The organism is Shewanella sp. UCD-KL12, assembly GCF_001957125.1.
Lineage (GTDB): Bacteria > Pseudomonadota > Gammaproteobacteria > Enterobacterales > Shewanellaceae > Shewanella.
In genome coordinates, this window is record NZ_MPHJ01000001.1 from 1,047,762 (window position 1) to 1,067,672 (window position 19,911).

A 19,911-nucleotide genomic window follows, 5' to 3' on the forward strand; every position below is an offset into this window, starting at 1 on the left:
ATGAGTAGAAAGTAAAACGCCTGAGCATGCTCAGGCGTTTTTGTTTTCAGATAGACGCTAAGGAGGTTAGCGCTTTATCAGGTAACGAATATGGGGGCCATTTTGTTCTATGCTGAGCATGGTATAGCCGTGGTTTTTAGCATCAGGTGGAATATTATTGATAGATTGGCCGCAATCGGTGACGACCTCTAATATCTCTCCCTTGCTCAGTGAAGCCATCGCTTCAAGCGTTGCAACGGCAGGGTAGGGGCAAGATTCACCGAATATCTCTAAGTTATAATCAGGTGTGATCTCTGCGCTATCTGCTGATGAAACAGCTTGTTGATCCGTTTGAGCAGTCATACTGTCTCCTTAGCTAATGTACTGACGGTTTTAGTTTCTGTTTGGCTTTTAGATTGAGGTTGAGCTTTAAGCGCTCGGCGTGCAAAAAAACGCTTTTCCCAATAGAGCATAAAAGCAAAACTGAGTGCTAACATTAAGTAGGTCAGCAACAGGCCGCCTATATCACCAAATTGATTTAAAATATTAATCTTGTCCCAGCTTGTAGCCATCGGCTCGGCAATATCATCCCAAAGAAACGCTAACATGGTTGCACCTATGATGTTACCAGCGCCCACCCACCAAAAGTGCACTTGGCCTTCGACAGCCCGGTACATCCAGCCTGTTTCACAGCCGCCAGCGATGACGATCCCAAAGCCAAACAGTAATCCGCCAATAACCGCATTGGGGCCAGCCCATAAGATTTTTGGTGACATGCCCAGTTGCAAGTAACTGTATATGCCGATAGCACTCACTGCCATGCCGAGAATAATCGCTTTCGCCATATGGGTACGGCCTGTGATCCACATATCTCTGAAGGCTGAGGTAAAACAGATTTGTGCCCGTTCAATAAGTAAACCAAATGCGATACCAAATAGCAGCGCAAAGCCGAGTCTTGGTGAGTCAAACATCAAAAACATCGCGCTAGCAAGGGCGCCAAAAAAGACCAACATACCTAAGATGAAATGACGTCTAGTACGGCTTGCATTTTGAGTGAGCTTGGTCGATTTAGAGACTTTCTTGAGCTTAATCGGTGTTTTAAAGAACGGCATCAAACTGACTCTAGCACCAAAATAGGAGCCGACTGCAGTGGCGACAAGAAAAAACCAAGCATGCAGCGAGAACTGTGGAATGCCGGTGAACAGCGCACCTAAGTTACAGCCCATGGCAAGTCTTGCACCAAAGCCTGCGATAATGCCGCCAACAAGTGCCTGCATAATTCTTATGCGGTTTTGTGGCATACGGAGTTTGACATTATTGGCCCAAAGGGCCGCGGCAAAACAGCCGGCAAACATGCCCATGATCATCACACCACCGACGCGATCTAACGGCGTGCCCTTTAGCTTGATTAGCTGGTAATACTGCCAGTTTTGAACATCGACACCTAGCATTTGCAGTAGATGCCCACCCCAGCGGGTAAATTCACCTGTGACAGCCCAGGTGGAGCCTGTTAGACCAAAAAAATAGACAGATAATATCCCCATAGCAATCACTGCTGGCGTGGGGGACCAAAACTTGATTAGGTATTGCTGTTTAAATGTTTGCCACATACTTGACCTCAAATTTGTTAGATCTAAAGAGAGAGATAGCGATAATTACAAAGCGCGATTGTCAAAATTTGGATAACACTCCTATTTATTATTCTCTGTCTGACAAAAGGCCTGTATGAGATCGTTTTTTGCTAACAGCCGTTATTAAACCACTGGGGTAGGGTGGTCATATCGATTGGTGCTAACGCTGTCGGGACTAATGTTTATTGGATAATGAGAAATATCTTGGATGATCAATGGGATCTAGGCTGAGATTTTCTTATTAATATCTATTGGAAGCTATGATGCAAATGAATCGCAGTCAGCATACTTAGCTTTGATTATATGCTGTAAATAAGCTCAAGATGTGTGAGCTAGCTCACGCAGTGATTAGGTAGGACCTTGTAAAGCAAATGATTAATGCCTGGTGTGATGATGCTATCGCTATAACATTGGCCGAGGGACAAAATGGCCAATGGTGAAAAGGTTTTACACATTTGATATGAGAGGCGAGTAAACAATAAAAAACGCCAGCTTTATGGCTGACGTTTTTATAGACACGGTAAAGCGCTCAAAGGAGTAATACCAATCAGAATAAGAAAGCGATCTACTCAGAGTGCTTTTGGCAACTAATTCAAGGCGAATAGATGATGGAATGGTTATTCCCTTGTGAAGCTATTCAACGACGAAGTAGGCAGCCAAAAACACTCCTGCAAGGCGAGTTTTAGCGCTTCATATGCTGTGTTAACGAGCTAGAACGTAGAAGAACTATGCTCTTCACTCGTTGCAAAGAACATGGATGTTCTGAATGTCGTTAATGCAGGAGCAATTAATGACCTTGCCTCTGAAGCGCTAAACTCTCGCTGAGCGAGCGCATCTTTATACTGATTGGTATAAGGCTAGGTTGCCGCTTTCATATTGCGAGTAAACTCACCAAGCTTTGCTAGCAGTGTGGTTTCATCGTCTTTGTTGGCGGCGATGATTTTAACTATCGCAGAACCTGATATTGCGCCAGCTGCACCCGCCTCAATGGCGGCTTTGACTTGCGAAGGCTCAGCGATGCCAAAACCTAGCAGTGGCGGTGCCCCGTTGAACTCTTTGAGGCGAGACAAAATATCACCGATTGGCATGCCAGCTTTTGACTCAGTACCTGTCACTCCGGCTCGCGAGAGCAGATAAGTGTAACCTTCACCTTTCTCGCTCACCAGTTTTAAGGTCTCTGAATCAGCATTTGGCGGTGCGATAAAGATAGGTGCCACATTATGTGCCTTAGCCGATGCAATAAAGGGCTCGGCTTCTTCAACAGGCACATCAGCGATCAGTACCGAATCGACGCCAGCGGCTTGGGCTTTTGCATAGAAGGTATCGATGCTCTTGGTGTATACCAAGTTAGCATAGAGTAACAAACCGATTGGCAGCTCAGGGTATTTTGCACGAATACTGGCTAGCATCTCGAAGCACTGGCTTGGGGTGGTGCCAGACTCTAATGATCTTAGGTTCGCCCCTTGGATCACAGGACCATCGGCGAGAGGGTCTGAGAATGGGAAACCTAGCTCTAAGGCATCGGCGCCATTCTCAACTAAACAGTCGATGATTTTCATGGACAGTTCAGGGCTTGGATCGCCTAAGGTGACGAAAGGAACAAAAGCGCCTTGGTTTTTCTCTTTTAGTGCGGCAAATGCTGCCTGGTAACGGCCTGCTTGTTTAGATTCAGTCATTGCCACTCTCCTCTGCTTCTTGTTGAGCTTGCTGGCTTGTTTGTGATTTCTCACGCTCCTCTAAAATATCTGCAACAGTGAAGATATCTTTATCGCCACGTCCTGATAGATTGACCACTAAAATGGTTTCTTTAGTCGCTTCTTTGGCAAGTTTAAGGGTGTAAGCTAAGGCGTGAGCTGACTCTAATGCAGGGATAATACCTTCACTTCGAGCTAATAGCTGGAAAGCTTCTAATGCCTCTTCATCGGTGGCTGACTCATAGGTTGCACGACCCGTAGCTGCAAGGTGAGCATGCTGTGGTCCAACTGAAGGGAAATCAAGCCCGGCAGAGACTGAATATGACTCCTGAATTTGTCCCTCTTCATCTTGCATCAAAGGGGCTTTCATTCCAAAGAATATCCCGGTCTTTCCGTGTTTCAGTGGCGCGCCATGCATGTCCGTATCGAGCCCAAGCCCAGCTGGCTCGACACCGATAAGCTGTACCGATTCTTCTTCGATAAAGTCTGCAAACATACCGATAGCGTTTGAACCGCCACCGACACAAGCAATAACAGCGTCAGGAAACTTTCCTTCGGCGGCTAAAATCTGCTTTTTCGTCTCTTCACCTATCATACGCTGAAACTCACGTACTATGGTTGGGAATGGGTGAGGTCCTGCAGCTGTACCAAGTAGGTAATGTGCCTTGTCATAGCTTGCAGACCAGTCACGCATCGCTTCATTACAGGCATCTTTAAGTGTTGCAGAACCCGATGTTACCTCAATCACTTCAGCGCCCATTAATTTCATTCTAAAGACGTTTGGAGATTGTCGAGCTGCATCTTTAGCGCCCATATAGACCTTACATTTCAGGTCTAATAAGGCACAAGCAAGGGCTGTTGCGACACCATGTTGACCCGCACCCGTTTCTGCGATGATCTCTTTTTTGCCCATACGTTTAGCAAGTAGCGCTTGACCCAGCACCTGATTGGTTTTGTGTGCGCCGCCGTGAAGTAAGTCTTCACGCTTTAAGTAGATTTTTGCAAGCGGGTTAGGGCTTAGGTTACGTGTCAAGGTTAAGGCAGTTGGACGACCGGCGTAGTTCTTTAACAGATCAGTAAACTCAGCCTGAAAGTCAGGGTCTTCCTGAGCTTCAATAAAGGCGGTTTCCAGTTGTTTAAGTGCAGGCATCAATATCTGTGGCACATACATGCCACCGTATTCTCCGAAGTAGGGATCAAGCTTCATTTTGTTTCCTTAAATTATCTAATTCTTTAAACATCTCTAACCAGGGTCTGTAAGTCTGGTGTAAACCTAATATTGTCTAAGAGCTGCAAAGGTTGATTGGATCAATTGATGATCTTTAACCCCAGGTTCACTCTCTAAGCCTGAATTGAAATCTAAACCGTAAAAGCCTTGGCTGGCAGCACTCTTGGCATTATCGGCATCAAGACCGCCTGCAAGCATGGCATCAGCTCGACTTGGGAGTGCCTGTTGCCAGTTAAACGATTGACCTGTACCACCAAACTGCGCGTTATCTGCATTGCCACTTTTGCTGTCATACAGGATACGGTCGACATTAGACGGTATTGTTACAGGGCTATCTGTTTTATCAACTGATACTGCTACCGCTTTCCAAATTTGTGCTTTGCTGCCTTTCGCATCAAGAGCTGTGCGGACTTGGCTAATCTCAAATTCGCTCTCATTGCCATGAAGTTGCACGGCATAGAGCCCAAGTGAGCTGGCTATCTTGGCAATGATGTCTGTTGTTTCATTGACAAAAACGCCGACAAACTTGAGTTGCTTGTTGGTTTCTCTTTGATTGCCGATTAGGCTTTGCGCTTTCTCTGGGCTGATGTAGCGTGGTGATTTCGGCGCAAAAATCAGTCCAGCATAGATAGCGCCAGCATCGGCAACGGCATCTGCATCTTCTGTCGAGGTCAGGCCGCAAACCTTGTTATGACCCAATGTCAGAGTACGACAAGCTAGGTCGAGATCATCTTCTGCCATCAAAGAGCTACCCACTAAGAAACCATCAACCAATGGACTTAGGCGACGAACCTGTGCTTGGTTGTAGATACCTGACTCACTAATTACAACACGGTCACTTGGGATTTGTGGCGCGAGCGCCTCAGTGGTGGCTAAATCAGTAGACAAGTCACGTAGGTTGCGGTTATTGATGCCGATAATGTTAGCCCCTAAGGCTATGGCACGCTCAAGCTCATCGATATTACTGACCTCTGTCAACATATCGAGCTGGTACTTGTTGGCTTCATTTGCAAGTGAGCGGTACTGCTCATCATCAAGTACTGACAGCATGAGTAAGATGGCGTCAGCACCTTGATGTGCTGCAAGCTTGACCTGATAGCTATCGACAAAGAAGTCTTTACATAAAATAGGCTGCTTTACTCGGGCACGGACTTTAGGAATATAGTCCATATCGCCTTGGAAAAACTGCTCATCAGTTAACACTGAGATCCCTGCCGCATAATCGTTATACACATCGGCGATCGCTTCAACATCAAAATCTGCGCGGATCAGGCCTTTCGAAGGGCTGGCTTTTTTACACTCGAAGATAAAGCCTGCATTAGGGGCTTTTAGTGCCTCATACAGACTTCGGTCTGATACTTGCGGTTTAAGTTCATCCTCAGGGAAGCGTTGCTTAAGCGATTGCATATGCGCCGCTTTAGTGTCGACGATTCTGGTCAGCACATTACTGGTTTTTTCGCTTGGCTCTGCTGGAGTATTATCTCTTAAATCCGCTGAACTGCTTTGTAATCGACTTTCTGTATCTATTTCTTTGTTATTCACGCGACAATTCCTGCTCTATTTAGCTGCGCTGCTTGCATCAGCAAGTTGCTCGAGTAATTGATATGCCTTACCACTGGCAATGGTTTGTAGGGCCAATGTGGTGCCAGATTTCACTGAGTCACACACGCCAGAAATATAAAGGGCACAACCTGCATTAGCGGCAACGGCATGAGTGTGTGCTGTTTGTCCTTGGCCTTGTAATATTGCGCGGGTAAACGTCGAATTTTGCTCAGGCGTTCCGCCCTCTAATTCTTTCAACTGAGCTTGAGTCACCCCTAATTCATCTGGCGTGATCTGATACTGATGTATTTCACCCTCATTAAGCTCACAGACTAAGGTATCGCCATGAATCGCGACCTCATCGAGCCCACTACCATGAACAACCATGGCGCGCTGCATGCCTAAGGCTTTTAAAACTTGGGCAATAGGCTCAACTAGCTCGCTGCTGTAGACGCCAAGCACAATATAGTCAGGCATCGACGGGTTTATTAGTGGGCCCAACACATTAAAAAGTGTCCGTGTCTTTAATGCCTGTCGCACGGGAACGGCGTGGCGTACACCGCCATGATAGTGTGGCGCAAATAGGAAGCACAAGCCTAATTCATCTAGACAATCTCGCGCAGATTCTGGTGCCATGGTCAAGTCGATACCAAATTGAGCTAATAGATCCGATGAGCCAGATTTGCTCGAGACACTGCGATTACCATGTTTGGCAACTTTTGCGCCAGCGGCTGCGGCAACAAAGGCCGCTGTTGTGGAGATATTAATGGTGTTATGACCATCACCGCCAGTGCCGACAATATCGACAATACCCTGTGAACGGGTGGCATCACTTGGCGTTGGAAAGGCTTTTGCCGCTGCGCGAAGGGCATCGGCCGCACCTGATATCTCTTCAATCGTTTCACCGCGCATCTTCATCGCGACCAGCATTCCTGCCATAGCAACTTCGCTCATTTCGCCTTGAATGATGGCACTGACAAGCGCTTTGGCTTCAGCGCGAGTAGCGCTTTGACCTGAGTAAAGTTTGTCTAACATGGGTTGAAGTTGGCTCATTATAGCGCTCCCTCTGTGTTATCTGTGTCGGTCAAATAGTGCAAGGTTTGGGTTAGCAGCTGGCTTCCGAGTGTCGTTAAAATCGATTCTGGGTGAAATTGAAAGCCGACAGCTCTATGACTCTCATGGGAGATAGCCATGGGCATTTTCTCGGTAGTAGCGATAACATTAAGGCAATCAGGTACGTGAGTTGCGACTAAGCTGTGGTACCGAGCAACTGGCAGTGGAGAGGGTAAGCCCTTGAAAAAATCAACACCTTCATGAAATGTCGGGCTTGCTTTTCCATGGACTACCTGAGGGGCGCGTTCTACTTTTCCGCCATAGTGCTCAATAAGCGCTTGATGACCAAGGCAGATCCCCAGCATGGGCACTTTGCCTGCAAGTTTAGCTATCAGAGCCAATAAACAGCCTGCTTCATGGGGAGCACCAGGGCCTGGAGAGAGGACTAAAGCTGTTTTTTCAGTCTCACTGAGTAGCTTTTCTGCAATGAAGTCGGCACTGAGATCATTTCGGTAGATAACCACTTCAAAGCCTAAGGTTCTGAATTGATCGACTAGGTTGTAGGTGAAAGAATCAAAGTTGTCTAAAAGGTAAAGCTTCATAGCCCGCCTCCAATTTTAATGGCTGTGATAACAGCTTGTGCTTTTTGGCGTGTTTCATCGGCTTCTGCTTGCGGATCTGAGTCAAATACAACCCCAGCTCCTGCCTGAATATGAGCTATGCCATCTTTGACGAAGGCTGAGCGGATAACAATACAAGTGTCCATATCACCAAGGCCATTGAGGTAACCTGCGGCGCCGCCATAGCTGCCACGGCGCTTTTTCTCTACACCTCGGATAAGTTGTGAAGCACTCACTTTTGGCGCGCCAGTCAGTGTGCCCATGTTCATGCAGGCTTGATAGGCGTGCAGTGCATCTAAATCTTCCCTTAGTTGGCCGGTTACTCGGCTAACTAAGTGCATCACATGGGAGTATCTATCGACCTTTAACAGTTCAGGTATTTTACGGGTGCCACTTTGACTGATACGGGCTACATCGTTGCGGGCCAAGTCAACTAGCATCAGGTGCTCTGAAAGCTCTTTCTTGTCTAAACGCAGCTCTAGCTCGATACGACTATCAAGGTCGGCATCAATCTGACCATCTTCTGTTTTGCCACGCTTGCGTGTGCCAGCAATCGGATAGATCTCTACTTGATTTGTGTTAGTTTCATATTTAAGTGCGCTTTCTGGTGATGCGCCAAAGACAGTAAAGTCATCGCCTCTAACATAAAACATGTAGGGGCTTGGGTTGGTTAGGCGTAGTGCCCGATAGGCGCCCAATGTGTTAGGGCAGGGCAAGCTAAAGCTACGTGATGGGACGACCTGAAAGATATCCCCTGCAATGATATGTTGCTTAAGCGAGATTACCGTTTCTTTAAACGTTTCATCAGATACATTCACTGTGACATCAGCATCGACAGGAACGAGCTCTGCTGCGTCTTTTACTTGTGCTATCTGTGACTTCACAGAATCAATACGTGCATCTAATGTTGCTGCATATTCCGCTTTTAGTTTTGAGTCTGCGACGAAATTATGGGTGATGATATCGGCAGTTTCTTGTTGACGGTCAACCGTTATGAGTGTTTCAGCAAGGTAAAACAGATAGTCGGGACATGTATTGTCGCCATTTGTTACCTGGGGAAGCGGCTCTACAGTATCAATCAGATCATATGCCAGTACGCCGCCTAAGAATAGGTCTTCAAATGCCGGCTGCTCACCGCAATCTATTTCTTTAATGAGTGCTCTGAGGCCATCTAGCGGCGAGGTTGATTTTAGTCTGGCATCTTCATCTAGTTGCCGTGTCTCTTTTGCTAGGTTAAGAGTGAGTACATTGTCTTCAATGCTAGAGCTTTTAAGACTAGAGTTTTCGAGACCTGAATTTTCAGATTTAGCGCTCGCACCTTTAAAGAACGCTTGTATTGGTAACAGTAGCGACTGTCCATTATCTGTAAGGGCGGTAAAAGTGAGCTGGTATCCTTCACAGCGGATCATTAAGGCTGCATGGGTAAGGATAAGGCTTTTAATGTTGTCCTTACTCTCAATTTCCGCTGATTCGAGCAACATGGTATGAGGCGCATCTTGGGTGAGGTGCTGATATAAACTTAAGGGATCGTCAGGGTAGGCGATCCGCTCCTTACTCGTGGTGACTTGAGCTAGTTTCATCTGTTGTCTCTTCTCTAATCCGTTGTAAAATATTTGATATAAATGCTCAATTTATAAGCTTAAATATCGAATGTTAAAATCTAATGTCTGTCTGCTTCGCTGCTAAATTTAGGTATAAAAAAACCCGCATCTAGTGCGGGTTTCTTGTTTAATCTTGTCTCTTTTACATGAGCACAGAATTTCACACCACCCGCTAAGTTGGGAAGTGCCACCACCAATTGATGTTTTGTGCTTGAAACTGAGTATTCATTGGGAACTTGATTCCGTTTTAAATAGAAAAAACATGTAAAAGTAAATGCTATCTGTGCATTCAGTAGCTATATAAAAACATTAGCACCTTGATGATGTCAATTGAATATTTTGATATTTGATCATATCTGACCAGAAGAGGGATAATTCCCTGCTTTTATCTGTTTGAGTGTCGCAATTTAACAAGTAATTGCCACAGCGTTTAACTCTTTTCCCCTTTTGCTAACAAACTCAAGTAGAATACGCCTATGACAGATGAAACTTTATTAATCGATCTCCATAGCCATTCAAGTGCATCCGATGGCCAACTCACCCCCTCAGAGCTCGTTGAGCGTGCTATTGAAAATGGCGTACAGATGTTTGCCATCACAGATCACGATACAACAGCGGGTTTGGCTGAAGCACATGCCTATAATCAATCACATAAGTCGCCTTTAACCTTATTAAATGGGGTTGAGGTTTCAACCCGTTGGCACAGCCATGATATTCATATCGTTGGACTTAATGTCAGTCTAGATGATGAGGCATTTGAAGCCTTTTTAGCTAATCAAAGGGAGCTCAGAGAGCTTAGAGCCAAAGAGATTGGCCTTAGGCTTGCTAAAGCTGGAATTGAAGGTGCATACGAAGGGGCAAAAGCACTGGCGGGAGAGGCGGCATTAAGTCGCGGTCATTATGCTCGCTGGTTAGCTGATAACGAATATGCGACGAGCATGGCTAATGTGTTTAAGAAATATTTAGCCCGTGGCAAGACAGGCTATGTGCCAAACAACTGGTCTGAAATGGAAGTGGCGATAGCGAAAATACATCAAGCAGGTGGCATCGCCATTTTAGCGCACCCTAGTGGCTACAAATTATCTGCTAAGTGGGTAAAACGGTTAGCGCGTGAATTTAAAGAAGCGGGTGGTGATGCAATGGAAGTGGTTGTAAGTCGCCAGACCGTTGAAGATCGAAATAACTTAATCGCATTGAGCCTGAAAAATGATTTGGCCGCATCGCTTGGCAGTGATTTTCATTTTCCAGGCAGCTTCATTGAGCTAGGTAAAAGTATGTATCAGCCCAAAGGGGTGAATTGGGTGTGGCAAATGGACAATTGGAAGATGGGGCAAGCCGCATAATCATTATGACATTTATGATGTTGATAGGTTTGAAGCACCATAGTTGAGAAGAATAGAATGAGAGTATTATGAGTCAGTTTTTTTATGTACACGAAGAAAATCCGCAGCAGCGTCTGATAAATCAGGCTGTTAATGCGCTAAAAAGTGGTGGTGTGATTGTATATCCGACCGATTCAGGCTATGCCCTTGGGTGTTTACTGGGTGATAAAGATGCGATGAGTCGCATGGTACGAATACGTCAGATTGAAAATGATCATAACTTTTCACTTATGTGCCGCGATCAATCCGAACTCTCTGCTTATGCTAAGGTCGATAACCAAGCTTATCGTGTGCTTAAGCATAATACGCCTGGTCCTTACACATTTATTTTTAAGGCAAGCAAAGAGGTGCCTAAGCGTCTTCAAAACCCAAAGAAGAAGACCATAGGTATAAGAGTACCGGATAATGTGATTGCGCTTGCACTGCTTGAGGCTTTAGATGAGCCTTTGATGTCAACAAGCTTAATTCTACCAGGTGAAGAGTTTACAGAGTCAGATCCTGAGCATATTCGAGATATCTTAGAGCATCAGGTCGATGCCATTATCCATGGTGGTTATTTAGGTGAAAAGCCTACTACTGTCATCGATATGTCTGATGGCGATATTGAGATAATACGTGAAGGCGCAGGTGATGTGAGCCCTTTTGTTTGATTAAGCTGTCGAATTGATGATTAAAAGAGTATAATCGCGCGCTCGTTTTGCAGCTTGAGACATTTTTGCGGTAATTTGGCTAAATTAATGTCTGCTAAGCGAAAAATACTTTTAACAATGATAGTGATTTAAACTGAGGACAGTGGATGCAGGGGACTCAAAAAAGTTTGCCCTTGGCCATTGTCAGAGGTGAGCCGGTTAAACAATTGCCGGCAGATCTGTTTATCCCCCCTGAAGCGCTTGAGGTCTTTCTCGAGTCATTTGAGGGGCCGCTCGATCTGCTTTTGTATCTGATCCGTAAGCAGAAGCTCGATGTTGTCGAGCTGCCGATATGGCCTGTGACCAAGCAGTATCTTGAATATATTGAACTGCTCCAAGGTGCGCGCGTTGAACTGGCTGCTGACTACTTAGTGATGGCGGCAACGCTGGCTGAAATTAAGTCGCGGTTATTGTTGCCAAGACCTGTCACTGAAGATGAAGAGGAGGAAGATCCTCGAGCACAGTTGATTCGTCAATTGAAAGCTTATGAAGTGATTAAAGAGGCGCAGCAGCAGCTAGATGAACTGCCTCGGTTAGAGCGAGACGTTTTTCAAGCGAGAGCAACACCTGCACCTGATATTAAGCCTTTGTTATTACCACCAGAGGTTTCGCTCACTGAAATTGCTCGGGCATTTGGCGCAGTAATGAAACGCATAGAAGCCACTGAGCATCATCACGTTAAGCGTGAAGTCTTGTCTACTCGAGAGCGGATGGCGCAGATTTTATCGCTGCTCGATGGTGAAGATTACTTGCCTTTTGAAGCCTTGTTTAATATTGCTGAAGGACGTAGCGGGGTCGTGGTGAGCTTTTTAGCTTTGATGGAGCTTGTAAAAGAGCTTTTGGTGGAGCTGGTACAAACAGAACCGTTTTCAACCATACACGTTAAGGCATATTGATTGTCAGTATCAAAGCAAAAAAAACAAGCACACATTAACCCTGATCAACTCAAGCAGTTGATTGAGGCAAGTCTGTTTGTCTTAGGCAAGTCAGTCACGATTAAGGCGTTAAAAGAGACTGTTTTAGTGAACTTTAGTGTGACTCGAGTTAAAATTAAGTCAGCACTTGAGGAGCTTCAACAAGATTATCAAGGGCGAGGCATAGAGTTAGTTAGCGTCGCTGGTGGTTATCGATTTCAAACAATCGAAGCCCTAAGTCCTTATCTTCAGCCGTTATGGCAGGAGAAGGCACCTAAGTATTCACGTGCTACGTTAGAGACGTTAGCCGTTATCGCCTACAGGCAACCAGTCACTCGCGGTGATATTGAGTTTGTTAGGGGCGTTGCTGTTAGTAGTCATACCATTAAGAGTTTGACTGATAGACAGTGGATCAAATCTGTGGGGCATAAAGAGGTTCCGGGTAGACCGGCTCTGTATGCTACAACTACAGAATTTTTAGCATACTTTGGCTTAGATGCTTTAGCGGATCTACCCCCGCTAACTGATTCTGAGTCTTTAGAGGCACTATTTTCTAATGTGAGCAGTAACGTTGAGTCCAATAATGAGGATAAGACTGAAGCGCCACAGGTAGAGGATGAGCCTAAAAATACATTAAATATAGAAGAGTCTACTAATGAGTGAAAAATTGCAGAAAGTCTTGGCCCGTGCAGGCCATGGCTCCCGTCGTGAGATGGAGGCATGGATTGCTGCAGGCCGAATTAGTATAGATGGTGAAATTGCTAACCTTGGAGATCGTGTCGAAGCTGATGCTAAGATCCGTATCGATGGGCGCCCAGTTTCTATTAAGTCTGAAGAAGATGTTGTTTGTCGTGTGATTGCTTATCATAAGCCTGAAGGTGAGATATGTAGCCGCAAAGACCCTGAAGGTCGTCCAACTGTATTCGATCGTCTGCCTAAAACGCGTGATTCTCGTTGGGTTGCAGTGGGTCGTCTGGATATCAATACTTCAGGTCTACTCCTGTTCACCTCTGATGGTGAGCTTGCCAATCGCCTAATGCACCCATCAAATGAAGTTGAACGTGAATATGCGGTACGAACATTTGGTGAAGTGAACGATGCATGTATTCAGCGTCTTCGAACTGGCGTTACCCTTGAAGATGGCCCTGCTAGCTTTGATAAAGTGAAAGCGGCTGGCGGTGAAGGCATGAATAAGTGGTGGCATGTGTCACTGGCTGAAGGCCGTAACCGTGAAGTACGTCGTTTATGGGAATCTCAAGAGGTTCAGGTGAGTCGTTTGATCCGTATTCGTTACGGTGCGATTGAGCTACCTAAGTCTCTCCCTCGTGGTGGTTGGGTTGAACTGACTTTAGAGCAAGTTAACTACTTGAGACAAACTGCAGGTATGCAGGAGGAGACACGCTCTATCATGGGAACTGATAAGCATAGTGTCGCGCGCTCAAAGGTTAAAGGGGCTAAGATCCGCCGTGCAGTGCGTAAGCATAAAGCGGTTGCCAGTAAGCCTGCTCGTAAGAGAACATAAATAATCATGCATGATTTTTAGGCTTTATAGCCTAAAAGCTGTAAAGAAAAGGCTGCATCTGCAGCCTTTTTTATGTCTGGAACATTTATGCAATATTCCCATGGATGGATAGAATATTGCGTTATGTCTGGAACATTTATGTAGGTTTACCATAGGTCACTGATGTTCCAGACATCATTTAGCCATTCTCTATGTCCATATAGATCATGGATAGAATATTGCGTTATGTCTGGAACATTTATGGAGTTTGCCAGTGGCTCACTGCTAAATTGCCACGGGTCTCTGATGTTTAGATCCTCTCTATAATCATATCAGTCACAGTTTGCATATTGCTTTTACCCATATGCAGGGGTACTTTAAAAATAATGGCGTTTTGAGGTGAAGCATGGAATTGATTTCAGTCACAAAAATATGGGATAGAGGTGAGCATAATGCCTTTACAGATATAGCCCGTTTCAATGGTGCCCTTTATATCATTTTTAGAGAAGGAAGCGCTCATGTGTCCAATGAGGGGGCATTAAGGTTGCTTCGCTCAGATGATGAAGGGTACAGTTGGCAAAGTGTTGCTCTGTTCGCGCTTAAGGACAGAGATCTACGAGATGGGAAGCTCCAGGTATTTAATCAAACCTTATTAGTCTTTGGTGCAGGCCCTATTCGTGAACCTGCTCCCAAACCACTGCAATCTTATTGTTGGAAAAGTCATGATGGTAAGGCGTGGTCTGAACCTCAACCTCTCATTAAGGAAGGGGAGTGGTTATGGCGAATTAGTGCCACAGCTGGCTGTTTGTATGGTGTCGCCTACCGCCCCCATGAGACTGATGGCTATGTCGCGCTTTATAAAAGTGACGATGGGAATAGCTTTGAAGGGTTAGTACCAAGATTAAATCAATCAGGTTACGTTAATGAATCAGGCCTAATTTTTGATGAGAATCATCTCGCGCACTGTCTATTGAGGCGTGATCCTGTATGGGGGCCTGAGCAGAAAGCATTATTAGGCCATTCTGAGCCACCCTATAAGATTTGGCAATGGACTGAACTTGATAAGCGAATAGGCGGGCCCGTTAGTTTCTTGTATCAGGGGCGTCATCTTGCTGTTGTCCGTTTAATGGATGGAGAGGTGAGAACCTCTATTGTTGAGGTTATTGAGGCAACTGCGCAGATTAATGAATTGCTTACACTGCCCTCTGCTGGTGATACTAGCTATGCAGGCGTTGTCGTGGAAGAGCACTTACTAAAAATGAGTTATTACTCTTCCCATGAGGGGAAAAGTGCCATCTATTTTGCTGTGGTTGACTTGGTAAAAAGAGATTTAGTGAAAGATAATTTGATAAAGGCTGACCAGTCAAAGAGTGACTCCTAACGAAATATGTCAGGAGCCTCACTATTGACTGTACGCTTAGTTTACTGAGCGCTTAGCTGTTGACCATTAACGTCTACTGAGTCTTCACCCATTAAATAGAGGTAAGTCGGCATTAAATCTTCAGGTGACTTCAACTGTTCAGCATTTTCAGCTGGGTAAGCATTAGCTCGCATCGCTGTACGGGTTGCGCCTGGGTTAATGCTATTTACTCGTAGGTTACTACCTTCATATTCATCAGCAATAGATTGCATCATGCCTTCAGTGGCAAATTTTGATATCGCATACTCGCCCCAGAAAGCTTTGCCTTTTCTGCCAACACTGCTTGAAGTGAAAACGAGTGAAGCTTTGTCTGCTTTCTTCATCACTGGTAGCAGGGCTTTAGTTAGCATTATTTCAGCAATAACATTAACTTGCATAACCTCCTGCACAGAGTCCATTGAGATGTTTTGAAATGGACCTAATACCCCTAACATACCTGCATTGTGAAGCAGGCCATCGAGTTGGCCAAATTGTTGCTCGATGGTTTCAGCCATATCGATATAGTTTTGCTCAGTGGCTCCTTTAAGGTCCAGTGGCACTATGGCTGGTTTCGGGTAGCCCGCTTGCTCAATTTGATCATAAACGGCTTCGAGTTTTTTAACGGTTTTCCCTAGTAGAATAACGGTTGCACCATGTTTAGCAAAGCTAACTGCTGCAGCTCGGCCTATGCCATCGCCAGCGCCTGTTACGAGAATCGTTTTGTTAATAAGTAGATCTTTTGCTGCTTGATATTCCAACATGAGTCAATAATTCCTATTGGCGGAAAAGCCCGCCACCTCTCGAGTCACTGATGTGATAAACGTCTGTTTTAAACAAATGATTAATATTTGTTCTAAAATTCACTGGTCTTATGTGACAAATTTGTAGCTAAGTCTATATTTTTACGTTAACTTGAGCCTAGGTAAGGACATAAAAATGTCCTATTTGGTCACACGGTATTGCCTATTGTGACCAAATTTTTTGGGGAAAACAAAAATTATTACAACAAGATTTGGGGAACGAAGATGAAAAGACTCTTTTTGGGTGTCGCGATTGCCTCTGCGCTAGGACTCACTGCCTGTAGTGAAGATAGTGTCGATGAGTTAAAAGATAAAGTTGAGCCTCTGATCCCTGAGTCTCATATGGTATTTGATCCTGCTAATGGCGCCGTTCCTTTGCCTAACGATCTTCTTTTTAGTGGGACGCTAGATGGCACTATTCATATTCCAGGCGAAGCGTTAGATGGAAGCAGTGATTATACCGACCCCTCTATGGCGCTCGGCGCATTAGATGGTTGGTCTACTACTGCACCAATTTCTATTACTGTTGACCCAGCTACCGATCATGACGGCACTAAACTGAGTTTAGATGTTGCTTCGGTATTTCAGCCTGGCGCAGTGAGAGTTTTTGAGGCTACTGTGGGTGGTCCTCTATCTTCCGATCCTGAATGTAGTGCAAGTCCATCAGCTTCTGCATGTAAAGTCGGTGAAGAGTTAACTTTTGGTGTTGATTTTGTATCTAAAGGCTCAGGCAATACCATCGCGATAGTGCCGTTAAAGCCCCTTAAAGCTGGTCAGTCATATATTTACACTACGACCAATTTGATTATGGACTCAGAAGGGCGTCCTATCGCGCCTTCTGGAAGCTATGCACTGCTTAAGCTAGATATTGACACACACCCGCTTGAGACTGCTGACCAATTAATGCTGCAAACTTTAGTTAATAGTTACGAAAAAGGCATAGCAGCTGAGCACGGTGTTGATTCTGAATCGATTAGTTATGCCGGACTGTTTACTACGCAATCTGTGGTAGATGTTTACGAGACGACTAAGTTACTCATGGCTGAGCCTGGCTCTCCTTATGCACCCGCTTTCTCTGTAGCGCCAACGCCGCTTGGTTACACCGTCGCTATGGCGGCTGGGCTGACTCCCGCTGATGGTCTTGCTTATGTCCTCGCTGATATGGCGAATGTATTTGGCGCTGAGCTAACACTACCGGTATTTGGTGATTGTTCATCAGCTGGTTGCTTAGACGAAAATATGATGCCAACCATCAATGGCAGCTGGAAAGCTTATGGTGATAGCCCAGTTTCTGTGTTGTTAGCACTGCAAGACGGCACGATGAGCCAGCAAAATTATGGCATGCAAGCCATGGCTTATGATATTGACCCTGCGGCCGGTATCGCCAACCCTGCACTGTTAGCGGGTAAAGCTTGGTTACTCGATGATGGTACAGCTGCTGATAAAGCTAAGCACTTGACTAAATTTAACCCAATACCTGCCATTAAGGGCTATGAGAAGGTACCCGTATTTATCACTGTACCGGATGCAGCTAAATTACAGGCGTTTAATGAAGCGCAAGGTTTACCTTTCGAAGCACCTACTGCAGGTTGGCCAACTAACATCGCCCTGCATGGACTCGGTGGTGGTAAAGAGATGGCTCTGACATTTGCTGGAACTTATGCAGCAATGGGGATAGCTACAGTTGCTATCGATCATCCACTACACGGTGCTCGTTCATTTGATGCTAATGGTGATGGCGTTTACGAAGTGTCAGCTTCAGCACCTGAGTTTGGCTATGCTATTGGTCAGCCAGAAGCATTCGTTAATGGTAATCCACTAGCGTTTGTGAATATTGCAAGTACCTTATCGACCCGCGATAACTTCCGTCAGAGTGTTGTTGATCACTTAGGTGTCCGCTTAGCCTTGACTGGTTTATCTATGCAGTTAGCGCAGATGGAGCTGCCTCAGGTATTCGATATCGGCAAGATAAGCTCACAGGGCTTAAGCCTTGGCGGGATTGTTAATACTAACTTCTCAACTTACGCAAGTACTGGCCTTGTACACCCTGAGACAGGTACTGCACTGCCAAATGTTTATGCGCTTAATGCATCATCGCTCGTTGCACCTGCTGGCGGTTTAGCTGGCACCTTCGTTGGTTCGCCAACGTTTGCGCCTATGCTCGAGGAGAATATTTTAGCCAGTGAGTCGTTCCAAGCGCTAGTCGATGAGGCGAATACTGCCGGTTATGAGCCTGGCTCTGACGAATATGCCGCTTTGGTGGCTGCCGTTTACGCTGAGTTTATTCCAGTCTTTGCTTTTGCTGTTCAAACTGCGATTGATAGTGCTGACCCTGTCAACCATGGCGCTATGCTTAAAGCGACTGGCCTGCCTGTGCATCTAATTGAAGTCGTAGGTGATGGCACTGATGCCAATAAGCCTGATCAAGTACTGCCAAACAGCGTTGAGGGCTTCCCAACATCAGGTACTGAGCCGCTGATTGCAGAATTAGGTCTAGAGTGTATTGATACGACGACTGCAAGCTCTGGTGCTGTACGCTTTACTGAAGGTCACCATAGCTCATTGACAGATCCTGCTGGTTTAGCACCTACTGTTGAGATGCAGCAAGAAGCTGCGGCTTTTGCTCTGACTGCAGGTAAAGGCTCTGCAACTATCTTAATTGATAACAGTGATATCATTCAGCCTTGTGCGGTTCCTGCTGGATAAGTTCAGTACGAAAGAGTGAGTTAAAACCCAGCTTAGGCTGGGTTTTTTATTATCTGTGAAAGGCTACGTTTGTTATTGAGTAAAGGGCTGCTAGAATAGCGACAATTATTGATTATGTTTGAATGAGCTGGAGCATATTTTGGAATTTTTGTACGAATATGGACTGTTTTTTGCCAAAGCAATCACCATAGTGTTATCGATTATTGCTGTTGTTGTAGTGATACTGGCCTCTGCTGTGAAGCAGAAAGGCGAGAAAGGTGAGTTGAGGTTAACCAACTTAACTGATGAGCTTAAACAGCTTAAGCATGAGCTTAAAGAGGAGCTGCTCAGTAAGAAGCAGTTTAAAGCTTATGAAAAGCAGTTAAAAGCGGATGAGAAAGCGAAAGAGAAAGCTGAAAAAGAACAAGCAGAGGATGTATTAGAGCCTAGAGTCTTTGTTGTGGACTTCAAAGGTAGTATAGATGCAGGCGAAGTCGCCTCCCTTCGTGAAGAGATCAGCGCTATCTTAGCTATTGCTGAAGCTGGCGATGAAGTGATTGTTAATGTGGAAAGTGGTGGTGGCATGGTTCATGGCTACGGCTTAGCATCAAGCCAGCTAGACCGTCTTCGTCAAGCTGATATTCCTTTGACTATTTGTGTCGATAAAGTGGCTGCTAGTGGCGGTTATATGATGGCGTGTGTGGCGAATAAAGTCTATGCTGCGCCGTTTGCTATTGTAGGCTCAATTGGTGTGGTAGCTCAGATCCCTAATTTTAATAAATTGCTCAAGAAGCATGATATTGATTATGAGCAACATACCGCAGGTAACTTTAAACGTACGCTAACCGTATTTGGTGAAAATACCGATGAGGGACGAGCGAAGTTTCAAACAGAGCTAGAAGAAACTCATGTATTGTTTAAAGCGTTCATCGCTAAGTATCGCCCTGAGCTTGACCTTAATAAAGTTGCAACGGGTGAGCATTGGTATGGTCAACAAGCTATTGAACTTGGCTTGGTCGATGAGATTTCAACCAGTGATGATGTGGTAATGAAACTTGCCAAAGAAAGGACTGTGATTAAGGTTCGTTATCAGTTGAAGAAAAAGTTTGCCGATAAGATAGCCCATGCGGCATCTTTATCATTTAACTCTGTGTTTAATAAGTTAGCTGAAAAAAATCAGCCGCTAAACTAAA

17 protein-coding genes and 1 other annotated feature are annotated in these 19,911 nt (G+C 45.3%); of the genes, 8 read left to right on the plus strand and 9 right to left on the minus strand.

What is annotated here, in order from left to right; translation table 11 throughout:
- Positions 1-66: 66 nt before the first annotated feature.
- The 8 genes from yedF to BM736_RS04440 all read right to left on the minus strand — a co-directional run bounded on the left by yedF (position 67) and on the right by BM736_RS04440 (position 9,327).
- Entirely contained in the window at positions 67-342 is a 276-nt protein-coding gene (gene yedF, locus BM736_RS04400) for a sulfurtransferase-like selenium metabolism protein YedF (protein ID WP_076409068.1), read from the minus strand.
- The gene (gene yedE, locus BM736_RS04405; RefSeq protein ID WP_076409071.1) at positions 339-1,589 is read right to left on the minus strand and encodes a selenium metabolism membrane protein YedE/FdhT; all 1,251 of its coding nucleotides are present in this window, start codon (positions 1,587-1,589) and stop codon (positions 339-341) included. Before yedE ends, yedF begins: the two co-directional genes overlap by 4 nt.
- Before the next feature lie 878 nt (positions 1,590-2,467).
- Complete coding sequence (gene trpA, locus BM736_RS04415; protein ID WP_076409073.1) at positions 2,468-3,286, minus strand: tryptophan synthase subunit alpha; 819 nt, start codon at positions 3,284-3,286, stop codon at positions 2,468-2,470.
- Complete coding sequence (gene trpB / locus BM736_RS04420; RefSeq protein ID WP_076409075.1) at positions 3,279-4,511, minus strand: tryptophan synthase subunit beta; 1,233 nt, start codon at positions 4,509-4,511, stop codon at positions 3,279-3,281. The genes trpA and trpB overlap by 8 nt, the downstream gene beginning before the upstream one ends.
- A gap of 66 nt (positions 4,512-4,577) precedes the next feature.
- Positions 4,578-6,074, minus strand: a complete 1,497-nt coding sequence (gene trpCF / locus BM736_RS04425; RefSeq protein WP_256717712.1) for a bifunctional indole-3-glycerol-phosphate synthase TrpC/phosphoribosylanthranilate isomerase TrpF — start codon at positions 6,072-6,074, stop codon at positions 4,578-4,580.
- Positions 6,075-6,089: 15 nt separating this feature from the next.
- Positions 6,090-7,127 (minus strand): anthranilate phosphoribosyltransferase, encoded by a 1,038-nt coding sequence (gene trpD / locus BM736_RS04430; protein WP_076409077.1) that lies wholly within the window; start codon positions 7,125-7,127, stop codon positions 6,090-6,092.
- On the minus strand, positions 7,127-7,729 hold the full coding sequence (locus BM736_RS04435) for an aminodeoxychorismate/anthranilate synthase component II (RefSeq protein ID WP_076409079.1): 603 nt from the start codon (positions 7,727-7,729) through the stop codon (positions 7,127-7,129). The genes trpD and BM736_RS04435 overlap by 1 nt, the downstream gene beginning before the upstream one ends.
- On the minus strand, positions 7,726-9,327 hold the full coding sequence (locus tag BM736_RS04440) for an anthranilate synthase component 1 (RefSeq protein WP_076409081.1): 1,602 nt from the start codon (positions 9,325-9,327) through the stop codon (positions 7,726-7,728). The genes BM736_RS04435 and BM736_RS04440 overlap by 4 nt, the downstream gene beginning before the upstream one ends.
- 114 nt (positions 9,328-9,441) lie before the next feature.
- Positions 9,442-9,550: a sequence feature (Trp leader region), on the minus strand.
- Between the two features lie 274 nt (positions 9,551-9,824).
- Between BM736_RS04440 and BM736_RS04445 the strand changes: the two genes are divergently transcribed.
- The 6 genes from BM736_RS04445 (at position 9,825) to BM736_RS04470 (ending at position 15,215) form a co-directional block, all read left to right on the plus strand.
- The gene (locus BM736_RS04445; RefSeq protein ID WP_076409085.1) at positions 9,825-10,691 is read left to right on the plus strand and encodes a PHP domain-containing protein; all 867 of its coding nucleotides are present in this window, start codon (positions 9,825-9,827) and stop codon (positions 10,689-10,691) included.
- Positions 10,692-10,759: 68 nt separating this feature from the next.
- Positions 10,760-11,380, plus strand: a complete 621-nt coding sequence (locus BM736_RS04450) for an L-threonylcarbamoyladenylate synthase (protein ID WP_076409089.1) — start codon at positions 10,760-10,762, stop codon at positions 11,378-11,380.
- Between the two features lie 146 nt (positions 11,381-11,526).
- Complete coding sequence (locus tag BM736_RS04455) at positions 11,527-12,315, plus strand: ScpA family protein (protein ID WP_076409091.1); 789 nt, start codon at positions 11,527-11,529, stop codon at positions 12,313-12,315.
- Positions 12,316-12,996: an SMC-Scp complex subunit ScpB gene (gene scpB, locus BM736_RS04460; protein WP_076409093.1), complete on the plus strand. Its 681-nt coding sequence runs from the start codon at positions 12,316-12,318 to the stop codon at positions 12,994-12,996.
- On the plus strand, positions 12,989-13,855 hold the full coding sequence (gene rluB / locus BM736_RS04465; protein ID WP_076409095.1) for a 23S rRNA pseudouridine(2605) synthase RluB: 867 nt from the start codon (positions 12,989-12,991) through the stop codon (positions 13,853-13,855). Before scpB ends, rluB begins: the two co-directional genes overlap by 8 nt.
- Before the next feature lie 385 nt (positions 13,856-14,240).
- On the plus strand, positions 14,241-15,215 hold the full coding sequence (locus tag BM736_RS04470; protein WP_076409097.1) for a hypothetical protein: 975 nt from the start codon (positions 14,241-14,243) through the stop codon (positions 15,213-15,215).
- Between the two features lie 41 nt (positions 15,216-15,256).
- Here BM736_RS04470 and BM736_RS04475 read toward each other — a convergent pair whose 3' ends face one another.
- Positions 15,257-15,994 carry a YciK family oxidoreductase gene (locus BM736_RS04475; protein ID WP_076409099.1) on the minus strand — a complete coding sequence of 246 codons (738 nt, stop codon included), beginning with the start codon at positions 15,992-15,994 and terminating at the stop codon, positions 15,257-15,259.
- 264 nt (positions 15,995-16,258) lie between these two features.
- On the opposite strand from BM736_RS04475, the gene BM736_RS04480 reads away from it, so the two are divergent.
- Positions 16,259-18,739, plus strand: coding sequence for a VolA/Pla-1 family phospholipase (locus tag BM736_RS04480; protein WP_076409101.1), 2,481 nt, complete (start codon positions 16,259-16,261; stop codon positions 18,737-18,739).
- A gap of 139 nt (positions 18,740-18,878) precedes the next feature.
- A complete protein-coding gene (gene sohB, locus BM736_RS04485; RefSeq protein WP_076409103.1) occupies positions 18,879-19,910 on the plus strand; it encodes a protease SohB in 1,032 nt (343 codons plus the stop codon).
- Position 19,911: the final 1 nt, after the last annotated feature.